Annotated in this window: 14 protein-coding genes and 1 pseudogene; 6 read left to right on the forward strand and 9 right to left on the reverse strand. The window is 67.7% G+C overall.

Translation table 11 applies throughout. The annotated features are described in order from the left end of the window. Positions 1-280: 280 nt before the first annotated feature. Complete coding sequence (locus ACPXCS_RS23415; RefSeq protein ID WP_425948615.1) at positions 281-406, reverse strand: hypothetical protein; 126 nt, start codon at positions 404-406, stop codon at positions 281-283. A gap of 548 nt (positions 407-954) precedes the next feature. On the opposite strand from ACPXCS_RS23415, the pseudogene ACPXCS_RS23420 reads away from it, so the two are divergent. After that, positions 955-1334 (forward strand): annotated as a pseudogene (locus tag ACPXCS_RS23420) (IS5/IS1182 family transposase); the annotation flags it as partial. Positions 1335-1337: 3 nt separating this feature from the next. On the opposite strand, the gene ACPXCS_RS23425 reads toward ACPXCS_RS23420, so the two are convergent. From ACPXCS_RS23425 to ACPXCS_RS23440, 4 genes are all read right to left on the reverse strand, one after another. Continuing rightward, positions 1338-1607, reverse strand: coding sequence for a hypothetical protein (locus tag ACPXCS_RS23425; protein WP_425948613.1), 270 nt, complete (start codon positions 1605-1607; stop codon positions 1338-1340). Further along, positions 1604-1918, reverse strand: a complete 315-nt coding sequence (locus ACPXCS_RS23430) for a hypothetical protein (RefSeq protein WP_425948611.1) — start codon at positions 1916-1918, stop codon at positions 1604-1606. Before ACPXCS_RS23430 ends, ACPXCS_RS23425 begins: the two co-directional genes overlap by 4 nt. A gap of 61 nt (positions 1919-1979) precedes the next feature. Continuing rightward, entirely contained in the window at positions 1980-2315 is a 336-nt protein-coding gene (locus ACPXCS_RS23435; RefSeq protein ID WP_425948609.1) for a hypothetical protein, read from the reverse strand. A 333-nt stretch (positions 2316-2648) separates the two neighbouring features. After that, positions 2649-2831 (reverse strand): hypothetical protein, encoded by a 183-nt coding sequence (locus ACPXCS_RS23440; protein WP_425948903.1) that lies wholly within the window; start codon positions 2829-2831, stop codon positions 2649-2651. On the opposite strand from ACPXCS_RS23440, the gene ACPXCS_RS23445 reads away from it, so the two are divergent. Then, positions 2757-3527, forward strand: coding sequence for an aminoglycoside adenylyltransferase family protein (locus ACPXCS_RS23445; RefSeq protein ID WP_425948607.1), 771 nt, complete (start codon positions 2757-2759; stop codon positions 3525-3527). The genes ACPXCS_RS23440 and ACPXCS_RS23445 overlap by 75 nt on opposite strands. A gap of 48 nt (positions 3528-3575) precedes the next feature. Here ACPXCS_RS23445 and ACPXCS_RS23450 read toward each other — a convergent pair. Beyond that, positions 3576-4467 (reverse strand): IS5 family transposase gene (locus tag ACPXCS_RS23450; protein WP_425948605.1). Its coding sequence is split into 2 segments (ribosomal slippage): positions 3576-4404 and positions 4403-4467, totalling 894 coding nucleotides; the frame shifts between segments, so codons are not numbered across the junction. A gap of 121 nt (positions 4468-4588) precedes the next feature. Between ACPXCS_RS23450 and ACPXCS_RS23455 the strand changes: the two genes are divergently transcribed. Next, positions 4589-5323, forward strand: a complete 735-nt coding sequence (locus ACPXCS_RS23455; protein ID WP_425948603.1) for a hypothetical protein — start codon at positions 4589-4591, stop codon at positions 5321-5323. A 39-nt stretch (positions 5324-5362) separates the two neighbouring features. Then, entirely contained in the window at positions 5363-6133 is a 771-nt protein-coding gene (locus ACPXCS_RS23460; protein WP_425948601.1) for a transposase, read from the forward strand. Positions 6134-6187: 54 nt separating this feature from the next. Here the strand turns inward: ACPXCS_RS23460 and ACPXCS_RS23465 are convergent, their stop codons facing one another. Beyond that, the gene (locus ACPXCS_RS23465) at positions 6188-7057 is read right to left on the reverse strand and encodes a hypothetical protein (RefSeq protein ID WP_425948599.1); all 870 of its coding nucleotides are present in this window, start codon (positions 7055-7057) and stop codon (positions 6188-6190) included. On the opposite strand from ACPXCS_RS23465, the gene ACPXCS_RS23470 reads away from it, so the two are divergent. Together ACPXCS_RS23470 and ACPXCS_RS23475 are read left to right on the forward strand one after the other, a co-directional pair. Beyond that, the gene (locus tag ACPXCS_RS23470) at positions 7052-7318 is read left to right on the forward strand and encodes a BBE domain-containing protein (protein WP_425948598.1); all 267 of its coding nucleotides are present in this window, start codon (positions 7052-7054) and stop codon (positions 7316-7318) included. The genes ACPXCS_RS23465 and ACPXCS_RS23470 overlap by 6 nt on opposite strands. After that, positions 7218-7550: a DUF6233 domain-containing protein gene (locus ACPXCS_RS23475; protein WP_425948596.1), complete on the forward strand. Its 333-nt coding sequence runs from the start codon at positions 7218-7220 to the stop codon at positions 7548-7550. Before ACPXCS_RS23470 ends, ACPXCS_RS23475 begins: the two co-directional genes overlap by 101 nt. Before the next feature lie 992 nt (positions 7551-8542). Here the strand turns inward: ACPXCS_RS23475 and ACPXCS_RS23480 are convergent. Together ACPXCS_RS23480 and ACPXCS_RS23485 are read right to left on the reverse strand one after the other, a co-directional pair. Further along, positions 8543-9391 carry a helix-turn-helix transcriptional regulator gene (locus ACPXCS_RS23480; protein ID WP_425948595.1) on the reverse strand — a complete coding sequence of 283 codons (849 nt, stop codon included), beginning with the start codon at positions 9389-9391 and terminating at the stop codon, positions 8543-8545. Then, positions 9388-9810: an SRPBCC family protein gene (locus ACPXCS_RS23485; RefSeq protein ID WP_425948593.1), complete on the reverse strand. Its 423-nt coding sequence runs from the start codon at positions 9808-9810 to the stop codon at positions 9388-9390. The genes ACPXCS_RS23480 and ACPXCS_RS23485 overlap by 4 nt, the downstream gene beginning before the upstream one ends. Positions 9811-10076: the final 266 nt, after the last annotated feature.

Genomic DNA, 10076 nt, shown 5'->3' on the forward strand with positions numbered 1-10076 from the left:
CAGGTGTATTGGCCCGCAGCGTTGTTCACGCGGCTGATCGGTGGGTGGCCGCCGAGTGCGGTGTGGCGGAGCCGGCCTCCTGGGCCGACTGGTTCTCAACAAGCGCGCCGGGGGCCTCCGACGACCTGCTCAGCTACCGCACGGGCTGTGACCTCGCGATGCAGCAGACGCGGCAGAAACAACGGCATGCACGCTCGCCATCCGCCACCCCGACCGATGGGCAGAGGGTCCGTCGGCAAGCCGACGGACCCTCTGCATGATCAGGCAGGTGGTGAGTGCCTTAGGGCCAGCCGGGAGGGGTCGGGCCGCAGCAGGCGACGGTCCGGACCTGGTCGGCGCCCGCGAGCGGTGCTACCGCGAGCACCGCTGCCAGTGCCACGAACAAGCCGAGCACGGCCTTACGCATGGCATCCCCTAGGTCCAGTCGCAGCCTTCGCCGTTCAAGCCCTGGCGCAGCAGGAACATCCAGTCGTCGGTCTGGGGCTATCGCTGCGCCCCTTCTCCGGATCGGTGTACACGTCATGCATGCCTCCTCGACCGTGTGGAACGGACAACGTGCGGCAGCCGGGAAGGCTGATCCAACCCGCTGGCGACTGCCCGTCACGGCCACCCGGGCGGGGGCGGGCCGCAGCAGGCGACGGTTTCGGTGTGATCGGCGCCGACAAGGGGCGTTGCCGCGAGCACGGCCGTCAGGGCGACGAACAAGCCCAATACGGCTCTACGCATGTCTCCTCCTTCTGGGAGTCGCCTTTGTTTCGGCATGCGTCTTTGACCTGTAGACGGAGTGCTGGTTCTTGAGGTCGTCGTCTGAGTCATCAGGCGATGGCCCGTTGACTATCACACGGTTGACGAGGGATGTCAGCGAGCCAGTGATACATGATGTCTGGCGCTCGATAACGTGAGCATTATGGTGGCAGGTTGGCCGTGGGAGGCGGGTCTCTGCCTGAAGGAATTACCGCCTTCGATGCGATTCTGGACGTTCTGCGAGTGCCCAGGACCGGCGTCGGGCGACCGAGCCGTAGGTCCACGCGGTCCTCGCCGAGAAGGCGTACTCGCAACGGGCGATCCGCCAGATCCCGCGGCGCCGGAGCCGTTCGGGCGGTCATTTCGGAAAGGGTCGATCAGAAGGCCAGCCGCGTACGGCGCGGAAGGCCGAAGGTAGGCCACCGGCCTTCGACGCGAGCTCTGCAAAGCCCGCAATGTCGTCGAACGCTGTCTCAGCCGCCTCAAGCCGTTTCGCGCCATAGCGACGGTTCGGCAGACTCGCCGCCCGAAACCGGTCCGGATTCCACCGCACAGCGTTCGTCCCTAGGCTCTGTGACCCTGCCCGGTGATCGTTACCAGCGGACTGCACTCAGCCCGTTGCCGAGATCCGTCACCTCTGCTCCAACGAGAACAGCCGGAACAGCGCTGAGCCGGTCCGTCCGGAACTGCACTCGGTCCGGGCGCGGGCCCATCGGCAGTCGGCCGTACAGGACCAGCGCGTCATCGTCTTCGTCCGCTGTCTCGCCGCCCAGATCGACGAGAAGCGCGACAGTCCTGGCCAACTCCCGCTGGGCCAACTTTTGAACCGCATCGGTGGCCTGCTCCCGCTCGGTCTCGGTCAACCCGGCGAGCACAAAGGTGAGGATCTGCGTGTCCGTGCCACGTACCTGACCTGGCACACCAGGTCCGTATCAGCCGACAGCCAGAACTGCATGCAGAGCGGCCCAACCGAAAGGCCAACCAGATCCAGGATGCGCTCGACAGGCAGCTTCACCTGTTCTCCCATGACGTCCAACAGCATGCCGCAGCCCAGCATCGGATGCTCGACGGTCAGCCCGGACCGAGCCAAGTGGTCGGTGACAGCGCGGAACTCGGACCCGTCCATCCGGCCCTCGCGGTACCAGGACAGGTAGGTCTCGAGCGCGGCTGACACTCCTTGTCGTCATCGCCCCCCAACGGAGGGAGAGAGATCCTTGACAGACATTCCCTGGAACTCAGATGCCCATGGAGGCGATCTCGATGGGTGAGCGGTATGAGGCGGCGGCGGTGACGACACAGGCCCGGTACGTCCGGTTCGAGTGGACGGCACGGAAGTAGTCGCGCAGGTTCTGCCAGTAACTGACCAGGTAACCGAGGCCGGGGACGAAACCGGGCGGGCGGGGGACCAAGGCGAAGGCCTGGCTGCACTGGAGGATCTCGCCGGTAGCGGTGGACAGGATGTCCGCCACCTCGGCGTTCATGTTCCAACCGGCCGCGAGCTCCGGACTCCATATCGCACCGGCGACTTCCCGCAGTTTCTCCTGCTCCTCCGCGGTCGGGTCAGCCAGCATGCCGGGTGCGACGGTCACAGGTGTGCGTGCCGGTTGGGCGGGGGGCGCTGCTGTGGCCGGCCCGGCGATGGCTGTCACAACTCCCGAGGCAAATAACGCGACCGTGGCCACGGCTCGTCTGTGCCTCATGCTTCTCTTGTTGGTCGTCACCGCGTCCGCCCTTCCGTCGAGTGACCACCCGCGACTGCGGGGGCGGTCCGAAGATCGCACGAGGGGACGTGGTGGGCAACGGCAAAACGCGCCAGTGGCACCGGCACCGTCCGTCCACCGTCTGAGAGCCTTCGACAGGGCCGACAGCGACAGCGGCCCCAGGGCCTGTTGCGAAAGTGCTGGTCACAGCCACTCGTTCACGGTTGCAACCAGCATGCTCGCGTGATGGTGGACAGTGAGCCGCCCCGTAATGCCGTGCAGCCGTGCCGGATGACGGGAGACACTGGCGCGGTGAATCAGCTTCAGGAGATCGCGGGATTGGCCGGTGGGGTACTGGGCGGAGAGCTCATCGGCGCCTATCTTCATGGATCTTCCGTGCTGGGAGGCCTCAGACCAGCCAGCGACGTGGACGTACTACTCATCTCCCGGAGGCCGATGACCGAGCGGGAACGACGGGCGCTTCTCGGTGGCCTGCTCGAAATTTCCGGCACCCGGAACAACACCCGCCCGGTCGAGCTCACCGTGGTCGTCCAGTCCGAGGTCAAGCCATGGCGATACCCTCCGACCTGCGACTTCCTGTACGGCGAGTGGCTGCGCGCCGAGTACGAGGCCGGGAAGGTCCCCCGGCCGGAGCCGTTGCCCGATCTGGCCCTGCTGATCACGATGGCACTGACCGGTGACCACCCCCTCGTCGGCCCGCGGCCGACACAGATCCTCGACCCCGTCCCGCACTCCGATCTGGTCCGGGCAAGCGTGGCGGGCATCCCCGACCTGCTCGACAACCTGGACGGCGACACCCGCAACGTCCTGCTGACCTTCGCACGCATCTGGACCACGCTCACCACCGGCCGGATCAGACCGAAGGATGCTGCCGCGGACTGGGCCCTCGCCCGGCTCCCTCCCGAACACCGCCCAGCTCTCGAGCACGCCAGGCAGCTCTATCTCAACTGCCGCTACTCCGATGAAAGCTGGAGCGAGACCTTGCAGGCACAGGTCCGTCCGCTCGTAGACCACGTGCTCGCCGAGATCGACCGGTTGAGCACCCGGAGCCAGCGGACATAAGAACCGCTCCTGAGATCCTGATCACCGAGAGTGTTCCGACTGCGCTGGTCACAGCCACTCGTTGATGGCCGCGATCAGTAGGGTCGCCTCGTGGCGGACGGCGAGCTCGTCGTATCGCGTGGCGACGGCACGGTGTCTCTCGAGTCGGCTGATCCCGCACTCGACCGTATGACGCCGGCGGTAGTCGGCCGGGTCGAAGTGCGGTGGCCGACCGCCGCGGGAGCCGAGCTTCCGGCGGTTGCGTGCCTGGTCGGCCTTGTCCGGGACGGTGCAGCGGATTCCGCGACGGCGCAGGTAGGCGCGGTTTTTGCGGGAGGCGTCCGCCTTGTCGGCCCGCACGCGATCGGGGCGGACGCGTGGCCGGCCCGGTCCGATGCGGGGCACGCGGACCTTCTTCGGCACGGGCTCGAACTGCGGCGAGTCCCCGTGCTGCCCAGCCGTGATCAGGATCGCCATGGGCTTCTGGCCCTGCTCGACGGTTAGGTGCAGTTTGGTGGTGAACCCGCCGCGCGAGCGTCCCAGCCCATGATCTCCGGGCTCGGTGAACACACCGCCCGGTGGTTCCCTCCGCAGGTCACCCCGCTTGTGGGCCCCTGCTGCATGCTGATGGGCGCGACAGACCGTGGAGTCGACGCTCAGGTCCCACGTGATCACCCCCTTCGCGTTAGCCAGGACCTGGAGCTGGGTGAGGATCCGGTGCCAGGTGCCGTTCCGCTGCCACCGGCGGAACAGGTCGTAGACCCGGCCCCACGGCCCGTACACGACAGGCACGTCCCGCCATGGCACACCGGTCCGGACCCGGAATCGCATGCCGTCGATCAGCCGCCGCCGGGGCCAGACCGGCGGCCGCCTGGCCTTCGCGCCCTTCGGCACCAACCGGCTCCAACACCGCCCACTGCTCGTCCGTGAGATCCCCCCCCGCGCCATGAACCGTGATCATTCACAGTCCCAGATCCACTTTGGACGCACGGCCTAAGGGCTGTCCCGCAATGACTCGGGAGCTCGTGGCCCTGTCCTTCTGCAGGTTGGCAGCGAGGCTGTGGGAACAGTTGAATGCCCTCGTGACGGACTGGACGCAGGTGGTCGATGCTCACGGGGCGGTTGGGCGAGTGCCACTGCTCCTGGATCAGGTGGAGCGAGAGGAAGCGGCGGAGGCGTGGGACGAGCTGTGGGACCGTCTCTGCCTCCACGGTGAGACGGTCTCCGCGGCGAGCTTCGCAGCTCTCCCGCGCTTGGCAGCTCTCGCTCCCGCGTGTGTCCAGGCACTCGAATTGGCCAGTGCCATCGTGCGTGGCACATTGCGGCACCCCGACGGTGAAGCTCTGCTCGCGGGTTGTCCGAACGAGGTCACTCGGTTGCGGGAACTCGTGGACCAGAGGCTTCGGACGCGTCCGGCCGACTACAACCGGCTCTTCGGTGACCTGCTTGCCCTTGCAGGGCAGTACCACTGGAGCGCCTCCTTGGGAGACTTCGCCGACGACTTCTATGCCGTGTCCTGCCCCGGCTGCGAAGCGGAGGTGACCATCGCCGTCGGCGACTACGGCTGCTACGCGGCCATTCGAGACTGGGATCAGGGCGACATCGAGCAGCGGTCACTGCTGCCCGCCCCGGCCGAGGAGCTTCGCGACCCGGGCCGATGGATGCATGCCACAGCCGGCCGGGACGGGCAACAGCGGCTCGCCGAGGGGATCAGATACGTCTTTGGCCGGGCAGAGTGTCCGGCTTGCGCCAGTGTGTTCAACATTGCGGAAGCGCACACGGCCGCGAGCCTTCCTCCAGCCCTTGAAACGTACTGAACAGGGAGAGGCACCCCGGCCACTTGCGATGATCTTGAAATGGCTGGCGTCATCACGGCTTCGGACCCCGCGTGGATATCCCCGTTCAGCGGGCTGAGCCCGAGGCAATTCGGCAAGCTGATCACCGTGCTCCGGCGCGAGGGCGCCGACCCGGTTCGCAGGGGCCGGCCGTGGAGCCTGCCGCTGGAGGACCGGGTGCTGCTGGTGGCCGCCTACTGGCGCACCAACCTCACCCTGCGCCAACTGGCACCGCTGTTCGGGGTGTCCAAGTCCGCGGCCGACCGCATCATCGACCACCTCGGACCAGCGCTCGCACCCCAGCAGCGCAAACGGTTCCGCACGGACACCGTCCTGATCGTGGACGGCACCCTGGTCCCCACCCGCGACCACAGCATCGCCGAGCAGTCCAAGAACTACCGGTACTCCACCAACCACCAGGTCGTCATCGACGCCGACACTCGGCTCGTCGTCGCCGTCGGCCGACCGCTGCCCGGCAACCGCAACGACTGCAAGGCATGGGAGCTGTCCGGCGCCAAGGCCGCCGTCGGTCGCGCCACGGTGATCGCCGACGGCGGCTACAGGGGCACCGGCCTGGTCATCCCGCACCGCCGCGCACCCGGCCAGGCCGGCCTTCCAGCCTGGAAAGAGGAGCACAACCGTTCACACCGCAGGGTCCGCGCACGCATCGAGCACGCCTTCGCTCGCATGAAGACCTGGAAGATCCTCCGCGACTGCCGCCTCAAAGGTGACGGCGTCCACCACGCCATGCTCGGCATCGCCCGCCTCCACAACCTAACCCTCGCTGGGTGACCGGGGAACGACACTGGTCACCCAGCATGCCGCAAATCATTTACGGGACAACGCTTAGTCGCCGACGTGGATACCGGGGCGCCGGTCGGGGTGGGGTTCGTTGCTGCGGATGATCTCGCGGGTGACGGGGGCGGTGTCGCCACGGCCGAGGAGGAAGTAGCGGATCATGTGCACCAGAGGGCTGCCTTCTGCCCAGGCGAAGTAACAGTGCGGCCGCACGCCGGTGGCGTCCCGCAGGGCCAGCAGGACGGCGGCGATGGCGTTGGGCGCTGCTGGGGCTTCGGCCCGCAGGATGCGGTGGCCGTCGACTTCGACGCCGTGGACGGTGAGGGTGTCACTGAAGTCGGACGGGTCGACGACGTCGATCTCCAGGAAGAGCACGTCGGCCGGGCCCGGTACCGGGTTGGTGCCGCGCTGTTCGCGTTCCTTGGCGCTGTACTCGGCGGCGTCGCCGGCCTGGCGGCGGTTGGCGGTGATGTTGATGGACTGGTCGTGGGCGAGGGTGTCGGTGATGAACCGACGGGCGGCTTCGTCGAAGACGATGCTGTCGGCGCGCAGTTCAGTGGTGCGCGAGACGCGGGAGACCAACGACACGGTGATGATGCCGAGAATGAAGAAGCCGGAGATGGCGATGCCGTCGGGTTTGTCGAGGATGTTCGCGATCAGCGCGTAGAGCAGGATCGCGGTGAGCAGCGCGAACCCGATGGTGACCGGGCGCCGTCGATGGCGGGCGGCGAAGACGGTGACGGCGAAGGCGCCGGAGACCATCATCGCCAGGATGCCGGTGGCGTAGGCGCCGGCCTGCTTGTCGACGTCGGCGTCGAAGGCGATGGTGATGATGATGCACAGGGCGGTGTAGACGAGAACGACCGGCCCCCGGGCGCTACGGCCTTCCCCCACCGAGGGGTCGTCGGTGTCGTGCAATACCACTCCTACTGGCACCGGCACACCGACCCCGCACACGTCGACCGCAGGCTCGAGTGGTTGCGCGACACCCACGCAACCCTGCAGACCCACTTGGGAGTCGGCGGCTACACCAACGGCATGGGCCCGGAACTCACCGACTGGCAGACGGCCTACCACGGTGAGAACTACCAGAGGATGCAACACGTCAAGGCCGAGTGCGACCCGGACCGGTTGTTCACCTTCCGCCAGGCAGTCACATGCCCTCCGGCCGACCGGTGAAGGAACCCTGCACACAGGTGAGTGCTGGGACCCGGGCAAGCGGGCGAAGAACGCGACCAGGAAGCAGGCCGTCGAGGTCCTGCGCCAGCAGGTGCCGGCGCGCACGAAGCGCAGGCCGGACACGGTGTTCGGCATCGTGGCCAGACGCTGCGAAGTCCGCGCCCGACCCTGCGAGGAGAGGGGGCCGGGCGCCGTGCAGAGCCCGGACCGAGGCCCTCGCGAAGGCCCTTGACACCAGCAGCTGTCCCGTTCACGCCGCGCACCGAGTTTGCCTCGATCGAGTGGTAGCGACCAGATGGGCTCAACGCGCTGGAGAGCGGGCTCGTTGGCAGGTCCAGTGGCAGTTTCCTTCCTACCGAGGGAGTCGGGAAAAGGTATGCGTAGTCTCAGATCCCTTGCCGTGGCCCTGTCGAGCTTGGCTCTGGCCACTTCGGGCGTCGTTGCCGGCGCTGGAAGCGCCAGCGCCACTTACAGCGCCTGCATCGATACCGTGGCCGCGAACGGAGGGCTGCCCACGGCGAGCATCGTGGAGAACGCCTGTCAGGACGGAGTCGCGAAGCGATTCGACAAGTGCGAGAGCGCTTTGCAGGCCACGTCTGATCCCGTGGGCAGGGGTTACGGCCCAGGCCTGTCGGAAGCAAAGGCACAGCTGGCGTGCAAGAGGGCAGCCGTCCTGCCCGCACCGTAACAGCATGTAGAAACCCACCTCGCCCCCGGCACAGCCAACCCGTGTCGGGGGCTGCAGCGCGTCAAGGGCGCGTGAGCGATGCGTGCCGCACGCGGCAGTGGCTGCGGATCCCCGCTGCGCTCGCTCGTCCTGACCTCCACCCTGTGCCGAGGCGCCCGGGCGGGAAGGCCGGTGCCGCGGCCTCGTGCCACCCGGGGGACATCTCCGGTCCGCCCTCGATGGTGACCTGTCGGGTGTAGAGCACGGGCAGTCATGACAGTTATCTGACCTGCGGGCTGCGGGCGAGCAGGTCCCGGGTGGCGCGGATGGCGGGCTCGGCATCCGGCAGACGTCTACCGGCGCTTGCGGGCGATCCTTTCGGGTGCAGGAACCCGTTCCGTATGTCGATGACAAGGACTGCCGTGGTGGGCGCCAATAGGGGCGTGCTTGACGTTCGGATGCCTCGTAACTCACCGGATCGGATCGCGATTTGGCACCGAGCCCCCTGTGTGCGATGAACGGTCAGATGCCGAACGAGGTCCTGAGCGCCCCTAGCGTCAGAGGGCTTCGCTGAGCCGGGACGCACGCATGAGATCGAGTTGGTCGGCGCCGCTGGTTCCCGGGGCCGCTGTGTAGGTGACCAGGCGCAGGTCGGCTCCCGGCAAGGTCAGCACATCGCAGTCCAAGGTCACGTCGCCGAACTCGGGGTGGTTGATCGTTTTCAGATCCCCCGCCAACTGCTCCATGCCCGCCACGGCCCATAGTTCGCTGAAGAACGGCGACGTTCTGCGAAACCCGTCCACCAGCGCGGCCAGTTCCAGGTCGGCCGGATATCGGGCGACCGTTTCGCGCAGATCCGCGACGATCGCCGTCTCGAACGCGTACGGTCCGGCTGCCGATGACAGGGGGTACAGGTGCCAGCGCCCCTCTCCCGTGCCGAAAAGCGCGCGGGCGAGGTTGCGTTCGGCGGGCGCCAGGCCGGACGGGTCGCCGTGCAGAGCCGTCCACATGTCGTTCCACCACAGCAGGCTCCAGTCGGCGGCGAACACGCCGATCGGGAGGTCACCGAGGCGGACGACGAGGCGGCGGATGCTCGGCGGCAGGTGCGTGCCGACGGTACGGTCGCGCGGGGCGAGCAGGCCGGCGGCGCGGAAGAGCTGGTCGCGTTCGGCCGGGGCAAGCCGCAGCGCGCGGGCGATGGCCGAGACCACCTGCGCGGAAGGGTGGGTGGCCCGGCCTTGCTCCAGGCGCAGCACGTACTCGACGGAGAGGCCGGCGAGCTCGGCGAGTTCCTCGCGGCGCAGACCAGGGGCGCGGCGGCGGGCCGATCGGGCATAGCCGGCATCGGCCGGGTCGAGGCGGTCTCGATAGCCGCGCAGTAAGGCGCCGAAGCTCAGGTCGCTCACTCCTTCATGATGCCACCGGGCGTTTCCTGCACCACGGTCACCATCCTGGTGAGTGCGGCGCGCATGTAGCGGGCCCAGAGCGGCTTGAACGGCCCCGCGACGATCCAGCGGCGGCCGGGCAGCGGCCGGAAGTCGTACGTCCACCGGATCGACGTACCGGTCCCATCGGGGAGGAACGACCACTCGCCGCGCACCCCGGAGATCAGCTTCGCCAGCACGTTGGTGAAGCCACTCAGTTCATAGGCGAACCCGTGTCCCTCCGCGATCTCGGTAAGCCGCTCGTCGGCCTTGGAACCGTCGGTGAACCAGGTCTGACGCGACGTCCCCGGCCGGTTCCAGATGCCGCTCTGGTCGCGCACTTCCGCGACACCGGGGAACGGTCCCCACGGCTTGAACACCTGGGCGAGGTCGATCGGCACGATGACCCGATAGGTGTGCGCGGGGCTGGACGTTGTACGGGCGAAGACGGTGATCGGAACACTCGTTTTGGTCACGCCCTGAGCATCGCGGCAGGCGCCTGCCCAAGGCAGACACCTGCCAGTACATACCCTCGCGGTCTCGTCGTGTTCGCCGCGTCAGGGTGTGGTTGCCGCGGTGGCTGCTGTGGCTGCTGTGGTGGTGGGTGTGGTGGTGGGGGTGTGGTGTGGGGGTGGGATGCGGAGTTCGTGGGCGATGGTGTTGGCGT

The sequence above is a fragment of the Streptomyces sp. DT190 genome, assembly GCF_049846985.1.
GTDB lineage: Bacteria > Actinomycetota > Actinomycetes > Streptomycetales > Streptomycetaceae > Streptomyces.

Excerpts from the sequence above, each read along its gene's own strand:
- ACPXCS_RS23415 (WP_425948615.1), bottom strand. The coding sequence starts at position 406 with ATGCGTAAGGCCGTGCTCGGCTTGTTCGTGGCACTGGCAGCGGTGCTC.
- ACPXCS_RS23435 (WP_425948609.1), bottom strand. The coding sequence starts at position 2,315 with ATGCTGGCTGACCCGACCGCGGAGGAGCAGGAGAAACTGCGGGAAGTC.
- ACPXCS_RS23440 (WP_425948903.1), bottom strand. The coding sequence starts at position 2,831 with ATGAAGATAGGCGCCGATGAGCTCTCCGCCCAGTACCCCACCGGCCAA.
- ACPXCS_RS23460 (WP_425948601.1), top strand. The coding sequence starts at position 5,363 with ATGGCTGGCGTCATCACGGCTTCGGACCCCGCGTGGATATCCCCGTTC.